17 protein-coding genes and 1 pseudogene are annotated in these 15818 nt (G+C 65.1%); 10 read left to right on the forward strand and 8 right to left on the reverse strand.

What is annotated here, in order from left to right; genetic code table 11:
• Window positions 1-92: 92 nt before the first annotated feature.
• From AB0876_RS08650 to AB0876_RS08660, 3 genes are all read right to left on the reverse strand, one after another.
• The gene (locus tag AB0876_RS08650; RefSeq protein ID WP_064935325.1) at window positions 93-377 is read right to left on the reverse strand and encodes a WXG100 family type VII secretion target; all 285 of its coding nucleotides are present in this window, start codon (window positions 375-377) and stop codon (window positions 93-95) included.
• A 96-nt stretch (window positions 378-473) separates the two neighbouring features.
• Window positions 474-893, reverse strand: a complete 420-nt coding sequence (locus tag AB0876_RS08655) for a TIGR03668 family PPOX class F420-dependent oxidoreductase (protein WP_418021118.1) — start codon at window positions 891-893, stop codon at window positions 474-476.
• Between the two features lie 34 nt (window positions 894-927).
• Window positions 928-1338, reverse strand: coding sequence for a hypothetical protein (locus AB0876_RS08660; protein ID WP_055118855.1), 411 nt, complete (start codon window positions 1336-1338; stop codon window positions 928-930).
• 92 nt (window positions 1339-1430) lie between these two features.
• Here AB0876_RS08660 and AB0876_RS08665 point away from each other — a divergent pair, with 92 nt between their 5' ends.
• The 4 genes from AB0876_RS08665 to AB0876_RS08680 are packed head-to-tail and all read left to right on the forward strand — an operon-like array spanning window position 1431 to window position 5258.
• Window positions 1431-2570, forward strand: coding sequence for an extracellular solute-binding protein (locus AB0876_RS08665; protein ID WP_526041730.1), 1140 nt, complete (start codon window positions 1431-1433; stop codon window positions 2568-2570).
• An 8-nt stretch (window positions 2571-2578) separates the two neighbouring features.
• Window positions 2579-3451: an ABC transporter permease gene (locus AB0876_RS08670; RefSeq protein ID WP_526041731.1), complete on the forward strand. Its 873-nt coding sequence runs from the start codon at window positions 2579-2581 to the stop codon at window positions 3449-3451.
• Window positions 3448-4221, forward strand: a complete 774-nt coding sequence (locus AB0876_RS08675) for an ABC transporter permease (protein ID WP_526041732.1) — start codon at window positions 3448-3450, stop codon at window positions 4219-4221. Before AB0876_RS08670 ends, AB0876_RS08675 begins: the two co-directional genes overlap by 4 nt.
• Window positions 4218-5258, forward strand: a complete 1041-nt coding sequence (locus AB0876_RS08680; RefSeq protein ID WP_526041733.1) for an ABC transporter ATP-binding protein — start codon at window positions 4218-4220, stop codon at window positions 5256-5258. The genes AB0876_RS08675 and AB0876_RS08680 overlap by 4 nt, the downstream gene beginning before the upstream one ends.
• A gap of 75 nt (window positions 5259-5333) precedes the next feature.
• On the opposite strand, the gene AB0876_RS08685 is transcribed toward AB0876_RS08680, so the two are convergent.
• The 3 genes from AB0876_RS08685 to AB0876_RS08695 are packed head-to-tail and all read right to left on the reverse strand — an operon-like array spanning window position 5334 to window position 7167.
• Entirely contained in the window at window positions 5334-5903 is a 570-nt protein-coding gene (locus AB0876_RS08685; RefSeq protein WP_526041734.1) for an orotate phosphoribosyltransferase, read from the reverse strand.
• 60 nt (window positions 5904-5963) lie between these two features.
• Complete coding sequence (locus tag AB0876_RS08690; RefSeq protein WP_526041735.1) at window positions 5964-6758, reverse strand: HugZ family pyridoxamine 5'-phosphate oxidase; 795 nt, start codon at window positions 6756-6758, stop codon at window positions 5964-5966.
• Window positions 6759-6777: 19 nt separating this feature from the next.
• Entirely contained in the window at window positions 6778-7167 is a 390-nt protein-coding gene (locus tag AB0876_RS08695) for a hypothetical protein (RefSeq protein WP_526041934.1), read from the reverse strand.
• Between the two features lie 296 nt (window positions 7168-7463).
• Here AB0876_RS08695 and treS point away from each other — a divergent pair, with 296 nt between their 5' ends.
• Both treS and AB0876_RS08705 read left to right on the forward strand, forming a co-directional pair.
• On the forward strand, window positions 7464-9209 hold the full coding sequence (gene treS / locus AB0876_RS08700; RefSeq protein ID WP_526041736.1) for a maltose alpha-D-glucosyltransferase: 1746 nt from the start codon (window positions 7464-7466) through the stop codon (window positions 9207-9209).
• Window positions 9206-10528, forward strand: a complete 1323-nt coding sequence (locus AB0876_RS08705) for a maltokinase N-terminal cap-like domain-containing protein (protein WP_526041737.1) — start codon at window positions 9206-9208, stop codon at window positions 10526-10528. The genes treS and AB0876_RS08705 overlap by 4 nt, the downstream gene beginning before the upstream one ends.
• A 61-nt stretch (window positions 10529-10589) precedes the next feature.
• Here the strand turns inward: AB0876_RS08705 and AB0876_RS08710 are convergent.
• Window positions 10590-10805 (reverse strand): annotated as a pseudogene (locus AB0876_RS08710) (type ISP restriction/modification enzyme); the annotation flags it as partial.
• A gap of 149 nt (window positions 10806-10954) precedes the next feature.
• Between AB0876_RS08710 and AB0876_RS08715 the strand changes: the two are divergent.
• On the forward strand, window positions 10955-11920 hold the full coding sequence (locus AB0876_RS08715; protein ID WP_526041738.1) for a gamma-glutamylcyclotransferase: 966 nt from the start codon (window positions 10955-10957) through the stop codon (window positions 11918-11920).
• A 67-nt stretch (window positions 11921-11987) separates the two neighbouring features.
• Here AB0876_RS08715 and AB0876_RS08720 read toward each other — a convergent pair whose 3' ends face one another.
• Window positions 11988-12374: a YgjP-like metallopeptidase domain-containing protein gene (locus tag AB0876_RS08720; RefSeq protein ID WP_526041739.1), complete on the reverse strand. Its 387-nt coding sequence runs from the start codon at window positions 12372-12374 to the stop codon at window positions 11988-11990.
• On the opposite strand from AB0876_RS08720, the gene AB0876_RS08725 reads away from it, so the two are divergent.
• The 3 genes from AB0876_RS08725 (at window position 12373) to AB0876_RS08735 (ending at window position 15750) form a co-directional block, all read left to right on the forward strand.
• Window positions 12373-13488, forward strand: coding sequence for a hypothetical protein (locus tag AB0876_RS08725; RefSeq protein WP_526041740.1), 1116 nt, complete (start codon window positions 12373-12375; stop codon window positions 13486-13488). The two genes, AB0876_RS08720 and AB0876_RS08725, sit on opposite strands and share 2 nt — an antisense overlap.
• A 2-nt stretch (window positions 13489-13490) precedes the next feature.
• On the forward strand, window positions 13491-13934 hold the full coding sequence (locus AB0876_RS08730; protein ID WP_526041741.1) for a hypothetical protein: 444 nt from the start codon (window positions 13491-13493) through the stop codon (window positions 13932-13934).
• A gap of 340 nt (window positions 13935-14274) precedes the next feature.
• Window positions 14275-15750, forward strand: a complete 1476-nt coding sequence (locus tag AB0876_RS08735; protein WP_526041742.1) for an MFS transporter — start codon at window positions 14275-14277, stop codon at window positions 15748-15750.
• Window positions 15751-15818: the final 68 nt, after the last annotated feature.

The following is a 15818-nucleotide window of genomic DNA, read 5'->3' on the forward strand; positions in this document are numbered from 1 at the left end:
ACGGCTTTGCCAGCGTTCTTGACCGCATCGCCGGCGGGTGTCAGAGAATCTGGATTCCAGCGTTCCAGCCTGGGGCGCGAGGGCAACACGTGTCAGAAGATCCCTTTGAAGCTGCCTGCCAGGTCAGCGTCGCTGACCTCGTAGGTGCCCGCCGCGCCGCGGACCGCGGTGCCCATGTTGTTGACATTGGTGGCGATCTTCTCGGCGACCTGTTTGACGTGCGAGCCGACGAGTCGTGCCGCCCACTGCGTGGTCGATCCGTCCAGGCCGTCGGCTGCGGTGGCGACCTTGTTGCCGACGTCCGCTTCGCGGATCAGCCCCGATGCGATCTCCACCTGACCGGCGAAGGCGCGTAGGACCTCGGGGTCGACCTCCATGACAGCTCCGTTCAGCCGTTGGTTCGTTGCATCATCAATGATGTTAGGGCAGGTCGGTGGCCCCGCTGATCACCAATTTGGCTGCTTCGGGCGCTGTCACACCTGCCAGGACGACCAGCGCGTGACCTCGACGGTGACGACCGGGCCGTTCAGTGCAATCCGCTCGTACTGCGGATATTTCGCGCGTAACAGCCCGTAGCAGGCCGCCATCTGATCGCCGCCGTGATGGACCGTGGCCAGTCCGTCGGCTCTTACCCACCACAGGTCCGCCCACTCGTCGGTGTAGTGGTCGACCAGCAGGCTGACCCGGGAATCGTTTTCGATGTTGGCCAGTCGGCGCAGTCGCTGGGTGGACTTGGGTTTGGCGTCCACAGCGGAGTAGATGGTGTCGCCCTCGGCGGAACGATGCACGGCGAAGACCACCGGGACCAGGTGCGGTGCGCCGTCCGGTCGCAGTGTGGCCAGGACGGCAGTGGGTGCAGCGGCGAATCGAGTTGCGGCATCGAGATCAGCCATCGCTCGAGACTATGTGGCTGACACCGTCGACGTCTCAGGGCGGCGGGACATCGCCGGGCACCGCAGGGGCGTCCGGCAGTGGCGGCAGCTTCATGAGCTCGTCGTAGTTCGCGTCGCCCTCACCCGGTGGCGTGGGCAGGCTCGGCATGACGATCGTGGGCCGGTAGTCCTCTGGTGGATTCTCGACGGGCGCGACGCAGCCCACGCCGTATTTGGTGTCGGCAGGGACTCCGGCGTTGTCGACGCAGCAGGTCGTGGCGACGGAGTCGATGTTCTGGTCGGGACCGGGCGCCGCCGTCGCGGTACACGTCTCATATCCCTGCACGTCGAAGGCCGCCGAGGCCGGTGCGATCGCCGCCTGACCTGCGGCGCAGACGGCCACGAAGGCGGCAGCCGTGGCGAGCGGACGCCGCCGACTTGTGAGGCGGATGCGGATGGACGTCATGGGCGCCAACCCTAGCGCGATGCGTCTCACGTTCGGTGGGGCCGCGATAGGGTGCCGGTGCGCGCGCTTGGTGGCCAACGGAGGGTTTGGTAATGATCACGTCCCGGATCGTGACAGCATCTGCGGCTCTGGCCGCATCGGCACTCGTCGCGGTGGGTCTGGCGGCGTGCGCGCCGCCGCAGAAGGGCGCTGCCGGTGGTGACACCGATACCGGCGTCAAGGTCGCCGAGGCCAAGTCTGCGGCCGACTTCGGCGGGATGGACAAGCTCATCGCGGCGGCCAAGGCCGAAGGCGAGCTCAATGTCATTGCGCTGCCTCCGGATTGGGCCAACTACGGCGCCATCATCAAGGCCTTCGAGGAGAAGTACGGCATCGAGGTGAACTCCGCACTGCCTGACGGCTCCAGCCAGGAAGAGATCAACGCGGCCAACCAGCAGAAGGGCAAGAGCACCGCACCCGACGTGTTCGACCTGGGACAGTCGGTCGCGCTCGCGAACACCTCGATGTTCGCCCCGTACAAGGTGGCCACCTTCGACGACATCCAGGAGAACCTCAAGGACCCGGATGGCACCTGGGTCAACGATTACGGCGGCTTCATGTCCATCGGCTTCGATTCCACGAAGGTTCCACCGATCACCTCCGTCGAAGACCTGCTCAAGCCCGAGTACCACGGCAAGGTCGCGCTCAACGGCGACCCGACCCAGGCCGGCGCGGCGTTCGCCGGGGTCCTGATGGCCGCGGTGGCTCAGGGCGGGTCGGCCGACGACATCGCCCCCGGCGTCGCGTTCTTCGAAAAGCTCAACGAGGCAGGCAACTTCCTGCCGCTCGATCCGACCCCGGCCACCATCGAATCGGGGCAGACCCCGGTGGTGATCGACTGGAACTACCTCAACGGCACCGAGAGTCAGAAGGTCCCGGGCTGGCAGGTGATCGTTCCCCACGAGGCGCTGGTCGCCGGGTACTACTACCAGGCGATCAACAAGGATGCGCCGCATCCGGCCGCGGCCCGGCTGTGGCAGGAATTCCTGTTCAGCGACGAGGGCCAGAACCTGTACGCCAAGGGCGGGGTACGCCCGGTCCGCGCGGACAAGATGATCTTGGCAGGCACCGCCGACCGTGCGGCGTTCGGTCAACTGCCTCCCATCGACGGCCCGGTGACCGTCGCGAGCCAGGCCCAAACCGACACGGCCAACAAGTACCTGGCCGACAACTGGGCCAAGGCGATCGGCTGAGGTCATGCATGCCAGGTAGGACTTCTCGCCGGGATCTACGCGCGGACATCCGTGACGCGCTGCCCTTGCTGCCGTTCGTTGCGGTGGTGACGATCTTCCTGATCGTCCCCACAGTGACGGTGATCGTCATGGCGTTCTTCGCCGACGGTTCCTTCTCCTTAGACCGCATCGCAGCGTTGTTCTCCGGTACCGCATTGGCGGCGCTGGCCAAAAGTATTGCGCTGTCGGCCAGTACAGCCCTGATCGGGGCGGTGCTGGGTGCCGCACTGGCCTGGTTGATCGTCAGCAGCCCACCGGCGTCGATGCTTCGCCGAGCGGTGCTGGCCCTGTGCAGTGTGCTGGCTCAGTTCGGCGGTGTGGCACTGGCTTTCGCGTTTCTGGCCACCATCGGGCTCAACGGCGTGCTGACGCTGTGGGTCAAGGAGAACCTCGGCTGGGATCTGGCCGGTTCGGGCTGGTTGTACGGACTCGGCGGGCTGATCCTGGTGTACAGCTACTTCCAGATCCCGTTGATGGTGATTGTCTTCCTGCCCGCCCTCGAAGGGCTGCGTGAGCAGTGGCGTGAAGCCGCGGTGAGCCTAGGCGCCTCCCGGTGGCAGTACCTGCGCGAGGTTGCGGTGCCGCTGCTGACCCCGGCGTTCTGGGGAGCGACGTTGTTGTTGTTCGCCAATGCTTTTGCCGCCTACGCCACCGCGGCCGCACTGGTCAGTCAAGGCAGTCCGATCGTGCCGCTGTTGATCCGTGCCGCACTCACCAGCGAGGTGGTGCTGGGTCAGTCCGGATTCGCCTATGCGCTCGCGTGCGAGATGATCGTGGTGGTCGCCGTGGTCATGATCGCCTACAACGCGCTGGTGCGCCGCACGGCGAGGTGGCTCAAATGAACCGCGCTGCCCGCGTGGCACTCTGGGTGTTGTTCGGCCTGTTCTTCCTCTTTCCGCTCTACGCGATGGCCGACTTCTCCACCCGCGACCTGCTCGCCGGCGGGCGCACCGGCGCGGCATGGCGCAATCTGGTGGCCGATGAGGAGTTGTACCAGGCCATTCTGATCTCGCTGCTGCTCGCGGTGTTCACCGTCATGCTGATGCTGGTGCTGCTGGTGCCGACGATGATCTGGGTGCGCGTGCGGGTCCGCTGGGCCGCGCCGCTGGTGGAGTTTCTATGCCTGCTGCCGTTGACCATCCCGGCCCTGGTGATCGTGGTGGGCCTGCGCAACGTATACCTGTGGGTCACCTACCTTCTCGGCGAGTCGGCGATCACCCTGACGTTCGTCTACGTGGTGCTGGTACTTCCGTTCGCCTACCGGGCAATCGATTCCGCGTTGTCCGCCATCGACCTGCAGACCCTGTCGGAGGCGGCCCGGTCGTTGGGTGCCGGTTGGGTGTCGACGATCACCCGGGTAATCGTGCCCAACATCTGGTCTGGGATCCTGTCGGCGGCCTTCATCTCCATTGCGGTGGTGCTCGGTGAATACACCGTCGCCTCGCTGAGTGGGTTCGAGACGCTCCCGGTCCAGATCGTGGTGATCGGGAAGAGCGACGGCGCGACGTCGGTGGCGGCCTCGCTGGCCACCCTGCTGCTCGGGTTCGCTCTGTTGTTGGTCTTGGCGGTGCTCACGCGGGGCCGCCGCCGGACGTTGGGAGTTCAGACATGAGTCTCGGGGCCGGTGTGCGCGTTGAACTTCGTGACCTCACCCGCACTTACGGCAACGTTCACGCACTCGACGGGCTGAGGTTGTCCATCGAACCGGGGGAGTTGGTCGCACTGCTCGGGCCGTCCGGCTGCGGCAAGACCACTGCGTTGCGAATCCTGGCCGGACTCGAGGAGGCCAGCTCCGGCACCGTGCTCGTCGGCGGTCGCGACATCAGCTCGATGCCGGCCAACAAGCGAGATATGGGCATGGTGTTCCAGGCCTACAGCCTGTTTCCGCACCTGACCGTGTTGGACAATGTCGCATTCGGTTTGAAGATGCGCGGAAAATCCAAGCAGGACAGGTTGTTTCGGGCTGCAGACATGCTCGACCTGGTGGGCTTGGCGGCGCACAAGAGCAAGTACGCAAGCGAGCTGTCCGGGGGTGAACAGCAGCGCGTGGCACTGGCCCGGGCGCTGGCGATCGAGCCGAGGGTGCTGCTGCTCGACGAGCCGTTGTCGGCGCTCGATGCCAAGGTGCGTTCGCAATTGCGTGACGAGATCCGGCGGGTGCAGCTCGAAGTCGGCATCACCACGTTGTTCGTCACCCATGACCAGGAAGAGGCCCTGGCGGTTGCGGACCGGGTCGGGGTGATGAGTCACGGCAAACTCGAGCAGCTCGCCACCCCTGCCGTGGTCTATGCCCGCCCGTCGACGCCGTTCGTCGCCGAATTCGTCGGCCTGCACAACAAGGTGCGCGCGCGGGTGTCGGGTGGACGGGCCAGACTGCTGGGCGCCGAGTTGCCGACGCTGCCCGGATCGATCACCTCCGGGGCAGGTACCGCGATGGTGCGACCGGAAGCGGTCCGGGTGCGCGCCGATCCCGATGGGCCTGCGGTGGTGGAATCCGTGTCGTTCCTCGGTCCGACCTCGCACGTGTACATGTCGCTGCCCGACGGCTCGCTGATCCACGCCCAGCTGCCCAGTTCACGGGCCCGCGCCTTCCGGCCCGGCGTCGTGGTCGGCCTCGCGCTGGAACGGGCGCCGGTCCTGGTGATCTAGGCGAGTCGCCGATGCTCGCCGCTTTCTGGAGAACGGCGGCGGAAAACGGCTGATAAAAACGCCCAGGCGTCGGCCTCAAACGTCCTTGACCGGTTCGATGCCCAGATCGCGGTAGGTGACCAGCGCCGCGAACGGGACCCCACGCGCCGCGAACCGTCCGGTGGCGACGTCGCCTCGGTCGACCATCGGAATGACGCCGGTGACGACGGCGCCGACGGAGGTCACCCGCTCGTAGGCGATCTCCGTGGAGCCGCCGGTGCTGATCACGTCGTCGACCAGCAGCACGCGGGTGCCGGGCTCGAGCCGGGTGCCCTCGATCCACTGCTCGCGGCCTCGTGACTTCTGTTCCTTGCGCACCGAGAACCAGGCCTTGCCGGTCACCATCGCCACCCCGTGGGCCAGCGGGTCGGCGCCCATGGTGAGCCCGCCGACGGCGTCGAACTCGATACCGCTCGCGGCGGCCAGATCGGCGACCGCACGACTGACGATGGCCATCCGCTCGCCGGTGTCGATGGCGAACTTGCCGTCGATGTAGTCGTGGCTCAGCTGTCCGCTGGCCAGCCGGAAGGGCTCTTCGCGGTGTTCGTAGCCGCGGGTTCGGATCAGGTCGAAGGCGGCTTGCCAGGTCTTTGGGCGCTCAGGCATACCCGCGATCGTATTGCACGGCCTGACGGGGTCCCGGGCCCAGCCGGCGCGGTGCGCCGATCAAGCCCGAGCGCGCCGAGCCAACTCGACGGTGGCCGCCCGCAGCTCGCCGTAGGAGCCGATCGGTGCGGCGTAGCCGACCCGGGTGTAGGCCATCCCGCGCTCGGTGGTGACGCGCAGATCCAGGCCGTAGCGGTCGGCGCCGGTGCACACCGCCGCGGTGGTGTCGGGGTAGCCGCCGAGGGTCCGGGCCATCTCGGCCAGCGAATCGGCATGGTCGGCGTTGAGGTGCTCGATCGCGCCGGCGGCGTGCGGTGCGACGGGGTCGGGTTCGGCGGTGGCGTAGGCCTCGCCGGTGGTCGAGTCCATCCGGCCGTATCCGCCGACCCAGCGCACGCGGCGGACGCGCAGCACCCAGAGCGAGAAGTCGCTGAAGTCGATGTAGTAGCGGGCGGCGGCCACCGCGTCCAGGTGGGCCGCCCGCGCCGCGGCGAGCTCGTCGCCGCTGGGCCGCTCGGCGATACCGGCCAGCGTGATGCGGCTGCCGGCCAACGGATCTGACCCGGTGTCGGGGGCGACGACGGAGATGCTGGCCCGCGGGTCGCCGGCGAGGTTGCGGCCGTGCTCGGCCATGTTCGACACACAGAGCACCGGGGCGCCGGCCAGGAGCCCGTAGGTGACGAAGGACGCCCACGGGTCGCCCTCGGCGGTGAGCGAGGCCAGCGTGCCTGCGTTGGTCGACGCGGCGACGGTGCGGGCTTCCTCGGCCGCAGACGGACGTGCCCCCTCGACAACCTCCGTCAATGGGGGAGGAACCGAGGGGGCATCACCGGGGTCACCATGATCGCGCGTCACGCAGCGACCCTACCGTCGGCTATCCGCCGAGCGCGGCGATCAGATCCTTGATCTGAGCGGTTTCGGCTTCGGTCGCGGGCTCCTCGGCCTCGACGGCCTCGATGAGGTCCTTACGCAGCCCGACGCCGTTGGCGGCTTCCTCGGTGGTCAGCTTCGCGTTGCCGCGTGCAACGTAGAGACGCTGACCGAGGGTGGCGCCGGGGCCTTCGGACGCGGTCGTCATCAGCTCGTCGTAGCGGTGCCGCACACCGCTGAGCGCCACGATGACCGACGGGGTGACGCGGCTGCGTCCCGCCGCCTCCGACAGCGAGGTCTGCAGCTTGCGCAGACCGCTGAGGACGACCGCGGCGCGGTCGGCGTACTCCGGGTCGCCGACCGGCGGTAGCGCGTCGATCGCGGCGATGTACATGTGCATCGCTGCATCAGAAAGTCCAACGATTACTGGTGCTTCACCATCATTAGGTGCCGACTCACCCACAGGCCATCCCTCGTCGAAAGTTTGTGCTCGCCGGCTCACAGCCGCCGAGGAGATCAAATGCGGGAAAAACGTAACCCGTTGCTGTCTCTTATTCAACCGTTAGTTTTTCCGCAAACACGTGCCCGGTGGCGAATCACGTTGCTGCAGGATCGTTTCGGATCGCCACGCCCGGTGCGAGGTTTCGTGCAGGTGTCGACTCCGGATGAAGTGGGTACGTTGGGAAGCTGATGGACAACGTTCAGGACGAACACGGCATGGTCGAGCATCCGACCGCCGAGGACTTCGGCCATGCCAGAACGCTGCCGACGGACCGTGACTGGTTCAAGCGGGCGGTGTTCTACGAGGTTCTGGTCCGTGCGTTCTATGACTCCAACGCTGACGGTGTCGGCGATCTGCAGGGGCTGACCCAGCAACTCGACTACCTCAAGTGGCTGGGTGTGGACTGCCTCTGGCTGCCACCGTTCTACGATTCGCCGCTGCGTGACGGTGGCTACGACATCCGGGACTTCTACAAGGTGCTGCCCGAGTTCGGCACCGTGGAGGATTTCGTCGCGCTATTGGACGGGGCACATCGACGTGGTATCCGGGTCATCACCGACCTGGTGATGAACCACACCTCCGACTCCCACGCCTGGTTCCAGGAGTCGCGGCAGAACCCCGACGGCCCCTACGGCGACTTCTATGTCTGGAGCGACACCAGCGACCGGTACGCCGACGCGCGCATCATCTTCGTCGACACCGAGGAGTCGAACTGGACCTTCGACCCCGTACGCCGTCAGTTCTACTGGCACCGGTTCTTCTCACACCAACCCGATCTGAACTACGACAATCCGGCGGTGCAGGAGGCGATGATCGACGTCCTGCGGTTCTGGCTCGATCTCGGTATCGACGGTTTCCGGTTGGACGCGGTGCCCTACCTCTTCGAACGCGAGGGCACCAACTGCGAGAACCTGCCCGAGACCCATGCCTTCCTCAAGCGCTGCCGCAAGGTGGTCGACGACGAGTTCCCGGGCCGGGTGCTGCTGGCCGAGGCCAATCAGTGGCCGGCCGATGTCGTGGAGTACTTCGGCGATCCGAGCACGGGCGGCGACGAGTGCCACATGGCCTTCCATTTCCCATTGATGCCACGGATCTTCATGGCGGTGCGGCGGGAGTCGCGGTTCCCGATCTCGGAGATCCTGGCGCAGACGCCAGCGATTCCCGACCTGGCGCACTGGGCGATCTTCCTGCGTAACCACGACGAGCTCACGCTGGAGATGGTCACCGACGACGAGCGCGACTACATGTACGCCGAGTACGCCAAGGATCCGCGGATGAAGGCCAACGTCGGTATCCGACGCCGGCTGGCTCCGCTGTTGGAGAACGACCGCAACCAGATCGAACTGTTCACCGCGCTGCTGCTGTCCCTGCCCGGGTCTCCGATGCTCTACTACGGCGACGAGATCGGCATGGGCGACATCATCTGGCTCGGTGACCGCGACAGCGTGCGCACCCCGATGCAGTGGACGCCGGACCGCAACACCGGGTTCTCCACAGCCAACCCCGGCAGGCTGTACCTGCCGCCGAACCAGGACGCGGTGTACGGCTACCAATCGGTGAATGTCGAAGCGCAGCGGGACAGTTCGACGTCGCTGCTGAACTGGACCCGCAGCATGCTGGCGGTGCGCGGCCGTCACGATGCATTCGCGGTCGGAGCGTTCCGCGAGCTGGGCGGCTCCAACCCGTCGGTGCTGGCCTATGTGCGCCAGATCGAGAGCAACGGCGATGCGGTGCTGTGTGTGAACAACCTGTCTAGGTTCCCGCAGCCGATCGAACTGAATCTGCAGGAGTGGAGCGGATATACGCCCATCGAGATGTCCGGCCACGTCGAGTTCCCCAGTATCGGCCAGCTGCCGTACCTGCTGACCCTGCCCGGGCACGGGTTCTACTGGTTCGAGCTCCGCGGGCCCGTACGAGAGGCCGTACAGCCATGAGTATCGAGTTCGGAGGCTGGCTGAGTCAGCAGCGCTGGTATGGCGGCCGTGGCCGCGAATTGGTCGACGCCACACCAGGTCTGGTGCTCGAGTTGAACAAGGATCTCGAGCTGACGCTGCTGCAGGTTTCTTACGCGGACGGGGCCGCCGAGCGCTACCAGGTGCTGGTGACGTGGGACGCGGACCCGATCGAGGAGTACAGCTCCGTGGCCACGATCGGCAGCGACGACGGGCGGACCGGCTATGACGCCCTCTACGACCAGGACGCCGCGCGGTACCTGCTGGAGATGGTCGACCGTTCGGCCACGGTGGGCGGGCTGACGTGCAGCAAGGAGCCAGGGGCCGCCCTGCCGCTGGATGCGCTGCCCCGGGTGTCGGCGGCAGAGCAGAGCAACACCAGCGTCGTGTTCGGGCAGGATGCCGTGCTCAAGGTGTTCCGCCGGATCACCCCGGGCATCAACCCCGACATCGAACTCAACCGCGTGCTGGCCCGGGCCGGTAACCCGCACGTGGCCAGATTGCTCGGATCGATCGATATCGATTGGGACGGTGAGCCTTTCGCGTTGGGGATGGTGACCGAATTTGCCGCCAACTCTGCCGAGGGCTGGGACATGGCCAACGCCAGCACCCGTGACCTGTTCGCCGAGGGCGATCTCTATGCCGACGAGGTGGGCGGTGACTTCGCCGCCGAGTCCCACCGGCTGGGGGAGGCGGTGGCCTCGGTACATGCCTGTCTGGCCGAGCAGCTCGGCACCGAGTCGGTGCCGTTCCCGACCGAGCTCATGACCGCCCGGCTGGCCACCGCCGCAGAGGCGGTACCCGAACTGCGCGAGCATGTCTCGCTGATCGAGGACCGCTACCGCAAGCTCGCCGACGAGCAGGTGAGGGTCCAGCGGGTACACGGCGATCTGCATCTCGGGCAGGTGCTGCGCACCCCGGAGAACTGGCTGCTGATCGACTTCGAGGGCGAGCCCGGCCAACCGTTGCAGCTGCGGCGCAGCCCCGACTCGCCCCTGCGTGACGTCGCGGGCATGCTGAGGTCTTTCGACTACGCGGCGTATGCCCGCCTGGTGGACCTGGCCACCGACGACGACCGGGCCCGGCAGTTGGCGGCCCGGGCCCGGGAGTGGGCCGACCGCAACAGCGCGGCATTCTGCGACGGCTACACCGAGGCAGCCGGCACCGATCCGCGCGAGCAGGCCGCGCTGTTGGCGGCCTACGAGCTGGACAAGGCGGTGTACGAGGCGGCCTACGAGGCCCGGTTCCGGCCGAGTTGGCTACCCGTCCCACTGGGATCGGTGACCCGCCTGATTTCCTGACGGCCGGAATTCAGCCGCGGACTCATTACGGTGTCGACGTTGTGTATTTCGTACGGCGGGACTACCCGTTTTCAGCCAGCTCGTCGACGATCTTCATGGTCTCCACCGCAACGGTCGTGACCTTGGCGACGAGATCGACGATGTAGCGCGGATCGTCGTGCTCATCGCACCAGGAGTTGGGGTCGTTGACGATGCCGGATGCCTTGTCGGTCTTGACCTGGTAGCGGTCGATGATCCAAGCCAGCGCGGAACGGGAGCCGAGCATGTGCCGATCGGCCACTCAGATCGGTTCCAGATGAAAGGTGACGGGACCGCTGGCGCCGGTGAGCTCCAAAGAGAACAATCGGACGTGTTCGGTCTGTCTGTTAGGTGTTGTCTGAGAGCCTCGGCGCTCGGGTTTCTAAGCGGAGGACCTCTGGAGAGCGGATGTGTGATGAAAACGGAGGCGCCCGCCTCGGGTTGCCACTCGATATTGAGAAGCCACTGTTCGTGTACGGGAATCTCAAGCCAGGCGAACTGGGCTACGACCTGATCTCCAAACAGGTGCTCGGCCGTCAGACCGGTGAACTGCCGGGTGATCTGTGGGTTAGAGACGGAGTTCCACTAGCCAATTTGAACTCCAGTGGTGGCAGGATCTCCGGCTATCTCCTGACATTGTCACCTGATGGGTATGACAATGTCGGTAAGTGCGAGCCCGCAACGTATTACCAATGGTCGACTGCCACCTGCGTTGAACCCGCAGGACTTGAGGTCAACGTCCTGGGACCGGTCGAGGGGCTCACGGCCGACAGGGGCGGCGGCGACGCACTTCATGAGCCGTGGACTACTGCATTGGATCCGCTCTTCACGTATGGTCTGGCAGCCGTCGCGGCGACACTCAGGAGCGACGGCCGTATGGCTTTTGAGGGCAATTTCTACGACCCATCGACGTGGACGCGCTTCTACCGGCTGCAAGCTGCGTACATGCTGGCCTGCTCGATCCTTGAGCGGCTCGCGTTTTGGATTGCCTCAAACGACGGACCAACCGCGGCGGTGAACGCCGTTGGGCGCCAAGCTGAGTTCGTGGCGGCTGTTCAACAGATCGGCGTACAGATCCCGCAACACGCGGTCCATCGCGCAGACAATCCTCGGAAAAAAGTTGTTCTGAATAGGCCTGATCAGTTCGCGAAGTGGGCCTATCAGATCCGCAGCAACTTAATGCACCGTGGTAAGAGTGCGTGGAGCGAGGCCAACCTTGTTCGCACGGCGTTGATAGACCTGCACGATGTACTTCGCGTCTATCTCTTGACCAAGGTCCCCAAATTTCGCAAGGCGTGGACGGAAAGCGAGCCCAAAAGTCAGCCCTATTGCTGGCGGATCAAGGCTGAGTTCGACGCCTCGTCCGGTGACTGAAATAGAGCATCGAAGAACGAAGAACCCTGCCAGTTTAGGCGGCGCCCTGTCTCGCTCACCCCCGCTACTACCCCCACTTCTCATCGGCGAGCGGAGCGTCGTTCAGCAGGTCTCGGCGCGTCCGCCAGTCCGGCATCGTATCGTCCATCAGCTTGGTGAATCGTTCGCCGTGGTTGCGTTCGAAGTAGTGCGACGCAATCAAGTTCGAGGGCGAGGGCGAGGAACGTGACGGCGCCGTTCGGTTCGTCGACCACACGATCAAACACGACGCCGAGGACAAGGACCAGCCAGGCGACAAGAAGCCCGCGACCGCTGGGCAGGCGCCAGGCCAGATCGGCCCGTTCGCCGTACCCAAATCGGTTGAGGACGCTGCGAAGAAACCGGAGGCCAAGCTGGAAAGCAAGCCTTCTGGCGCGGACCCAGAACTGCGCACGCCGCACTCACTGGAAGACATGTTGCTACCCGAAGGCCGAGCTGAACCGGGTTCCAACGCGCCGCCTCCGCTGAGCCCGGCACAGATTGCAGAGTTCAAAACTCAGGCGCGAAAGCTGTTGCAGCAAGAGGGCGTGTCGCCCGACCAGATCGAGTCGCGGGTCGATGCCATGCTGACCGAAACGCAGCGGATCAAAACCGAGCTTGACAGCCTACCTCCGTACACCTCCCCAGCAGGACCGCCGCCGGCCAGACCCAGCTACAGTGACGGCTTCGGCGACGCCTGGCGCAGCATGGAAGACGGCGTCCATAGTCTCACCGGCCAAAACGGATTCGAAAGCTTTAAAGACGCGTGGAAAGACATGGGTTCCGGTGTCGTCGAGACGGTTAAGGACCCGTACGGCACCGCGTTCAGGGCCATCGAATCCGAGATCGAAGCGTTTCGCAACAATCCCGAGTATTGGCTCGGACAAAAAGGTTTCGATGCCGCGGCCACTGCGGCGACCCTCCCCTTCGGGGGCGAAATAGCCGCCGCACGTGGCGCACTCGGCGACGTTGTTCACCCAGGCGTCCCACACGAGGTGGTACACACACCTCCCCACGTCGACACGTCATCACCGCACGTCGATCACCCGACATCTGAAGGTGGCCATCACCCAATCGATCCGGGCGGGCATGGGGCACCCGGAGGCAACCCAGTGCCCTTCGACATTGACAACCCGATCCCGACTGCGCGCCCAGAGTTCAATATCGTTAACCCGCTTGAGCACATGAGTCCTGAACTGCGGGTTCTATCGGAGCAACATCTAACCGGGAGTGGCGAAACAGTTCTCGGCCCCTACCGCAACCCGATACCCGGTGGCCCGTCGTACATTGAACTAGCGCAGCAATACGGAGCGAGCTATTTCGACATCGGCGACGCGTGGGACGTGTCCACGCCGACTCAGCAACTCGCCGCCAACCAGCATGTGCTCGACATGGCAATAACTAACCGCGACACGATCAGGCTGTCTGTCTCGGTCGACATGATAAAACAGGATACGTTTACCGGCGCAGAGATCAGATATCTACAGGCGCATGGATACGAGATTGCGAGCGATGGTAGATCGCTCACGCCGCCGAAGGCTGGAGGTTAGCCGTGAAAGCACTTCTTGAATTTGTCGTTGGTTACCTGCAGGTGCTTTATCTGAACCCAGCGTATCGGTTCACGGATTCAAGTTCTCGCGGTATCGCCGACATCGATGCGTCGATCACGCTATCGAGTGAATCATTGCGCTGGGATATCACGAACGATCGTGGGTTGGTCGAGATGATTCTGACTCCGCTCCGGTACCCGAGCGAGGAGAATCACTTCTGGCTTTCTCTGCTGCGTCAATACCTAGAGGGCGGGGACGACAGCACTCAGGGCTCAGCTGTCGAGTTGGCGGCATGGTTGACCGTGAACTTGGCTCGCATCGAGCAACTGTTCACAGACCCGGCGAACGCCCCGCGTGTCTGCGAAGAGCTGGTTCAATTGCGCCTTGCGAATGCGCGGAAGAACTGGGGTTGGCCGCCGCAAAGCGCGCAAAATAGCGATTCTTAACCGACTGGTAAAACGGCTCAACTGCGATGAGTCGTCAATCCCTTCACGGAGGGAACTATCAGTCGCTCGGAAGGCGCTGGAATGATTCTGACATCCAGTATGCGCGACTATTCCTGCAGTCAGAGCAACCGGAAAATGGTCGAACAGCGCGGATTATTATTGGTCATCAACGAAATGTGCATGCGCAGGACTTACTGTCGACTTGAAAACGTCGCCTGTGCTGCTTTGTCCATCGCCGGGTAGCGGGTCGGTCGGGATCCTGATCGCCGTGCCTGGCCTCATGCGGCCACGTCCACCGGCGATTGTGTATTGGGACCGCTGATCCACTATCTTCATTAGCATGCCTAATCAGCCCGCGCGCCGATCGGCGTCCGGTGGGCTGCTGATCGCCGTACTCGCGGCCGCGGGTATCAGCGTCTCGCTCATGCAGACCCTGATCATCCCGCTGATCCCGCAGTTGCCCGCCCTGCTCGACACCACCGGGGCCAACGCCTCGTGGGCGATCACCGCGACCCTGCTGACCGGCGCCGTCGCGACACCGATGCTGGGCCGTCTCGGGGACATGTTCGGCCCCAAGTGGATTCTCGTGCTGTGCGCCGTACTGCTGTTCGCCGGATCGGTGATCGCCGCCATGACCACCTCGCTGATCCCGTTGATCATCGGGCGTGGGCTGCAGGGTTTCGGGGCCCCGGTGATCCCACTGGGCATCAGCGTGCTGCGCGCCGCCCTGCCTCCTGAGCGGGTGGCCTCGGCCATGGGTTTGATGAGCGCGTCCCTGGGTGTCGGTGGCGCGCTGGGCCTGCCGTTGTCGGCGGTGATCGCCGAACAGTTCAACTGGCACGCCCTGTTCTGGTGTGCGGCCGGGCTCGGCCTGGCCTCGGGCATCCTGTTCGTCGTGCTGGTGCCCGACCTGGAACCCGTGTCCGCCGATCACCGCTTCGACCCCGTCGGCGCCGTCACGCTGGGCATCGGCCTGGTGCTGCTGTTGCTGCCGATCTCCAAGGGCGCGATGTGGGGTTGGACCAGTGTCACCACGTTGGGCATGTTCGCCGCCGCGGTGGCGACCTTCAGCGTGTTCACCTGGTGGCAGTACCGGGTGCCCTCGCCCATCGTGGACATGCGCACCACGTTGAAACGGCCTGTGCTGCTGACGAACCTGGCCTCGATCGCGGTGGGCTTCGGCATGTTCGCGCTGTCGCTGGTGGGGCCCCAGCTGCTCGAGATGCCCCGAGAGACGGGTTTCGGTCTCGGGCAGAGCATGATCGCGACCGGTCTCTGGATGGCGCCCGGTGGCCTGGCGATGATGGCCGCGGCGCCGGTCGCCGCACGGGTGGTGTCGGCGCACGGGCCGAAGATCGTCCTGGTGGTCGGCAGCGCGATCATCGCCGCGGGCTACCTGGCCGGCACCCTGATGCTGGGCAGCCCCGTCGGTCTGATGGTGCTCGGCCTGATCGTCAGCTTCGGCGTCGGTTTCGCCTTCGCTGCGCTACCCGCCCTGATCAATGCCGCGGTGCCGGTGTCGGAGACCGCATCCGCGAACAGCATCAACTCACTGGCCCGCTCGCTGGGAACCTCGACCTCCAGCGCGGTGATGACCGCGGTGCTGGCCCAGATGACCATCACGTTCGCCGGCCACGCGCTGCCGTCGCCGGCCGGGTTCCGCACTGCGCTGCTGATCGCGGCGGCCGCGGCTGCCGGTGCCGCGCTGATCGCCCTGGCGATACCGAAAGCGCCCCGACCGGGTGTACCGGAAAAATCAGGCCGGTTGCTTTCGACTGATGCTCGCGAGGAATCCAGGTCATTGGCAGTTGGGTAGGACCTACTTTCCTGTCGGGTGAGGAGGTCCCGCGGCTTTATCGCCGAGTGAGAAATGGTTGTCGGTAC

The sequence above is a fragment of the Mycobacterium sp. NPDC049093 genome (assembly GCF_040704635.1).
In the GTDB taxonomy this organism is placed as follows: Bacteria; Actinomycetota; Actinomycetes; order Mycobacteriales; family Mycobacteriaceae; genus Mycobacterium.